Raw genomic sequence first — 881 nt, forward strand, 5'->3', positions numbered from 1 at the left:
CGTGAAGGTCTGGTGGTCATTCATGAAGGAATGGCCCACATCGTCATAACTGCGGATATCGTGGGGCACCCCGAGCGTTTCCAGATGGCTGGCCAAACGCTCACCATGATCGCCGTAGAGCATATCCTGCTTGCCCCAGCCTCCTACCGCAGGGCAAATGCCGCGCAAGGTCTCGGCCTTTTTGGGGATCCCGCCATAAAACGGTGCCACCACCTGCACCGGGGCCTGGCTGGCATACAACACCGCGAATCGCCCGCCCATGCAAAACCCCATCACCCCCACCTGGGTCACCGGCTCTTCGCTTTGTGCCAGCAACCATTCACGACAGGCTTCCAACTGGGCAAACGCCGGGCCTTTGCCCGTTTCGTGGGCCTTCAGGGTCTTCACCACACATAACGCCTTGCTGCCGGGCAAATCATAGAGATCCGGCACCAACACCGGGTAGCCGTTATCTGCCAGGCGCTGGGCGATACGCTCAATATCGTCGGTATAACCAAAAATATCGTGGATGGCGATCACCGCCGCCTTGTGTGGTTGATGGCTGTCAGGGCGCAGCCAACGGGCGCGCATTACATGCCCGTCGGGCAAGGTAATCCCTACCGGTTGGTTTGTCATGGAACGTCCTTTGTGTCCGGATACATGCCCCACAGCGTAGCGGGAAATCCACCGGAAAAAAGCCGGGCCGTGCGAATTGTCCCAATCAGCCCCGGCGGGGAAAACGTCTCTGACTGCGCGACGACAATGTGCTGCGCAAAGCCCAAAGCTCGCCGGCAATGTCCCGGGGCTCGGATCAACGGCAGCTTTATTCCTTCATGGTTGCACGCTTTCTTCCTGGCGGCAGAAGACCCGGCCTTTAGCTTGTCACGGCGATCTGTTCCGCC

General features: G+C 59.5%; 2 protein-coding genes. Both read right to left on the minus strand.

The features are described from left to right. Positions 1-615, minus strand: a 615-nt coding sequence (locus A3754_RS24365; protein ID WP_063521584.1) for a dienelactone hydrolase family protein, incomplete at its 3' end; no start/stop codon positions are given. Then, on the minus strand, positions 612-881 hold a 270-nt coding region (locus A3754_RS28665), incomplete at its 5' end, for a hypothetical protein (protein ID WP_231880778.1). The genes A3754_RS28665 and A3754_RS24365, both read right to left, overlap by 4 nt.

Source organism: Alcanivorax sp. HI0083, from assembly GCF_001635175.1.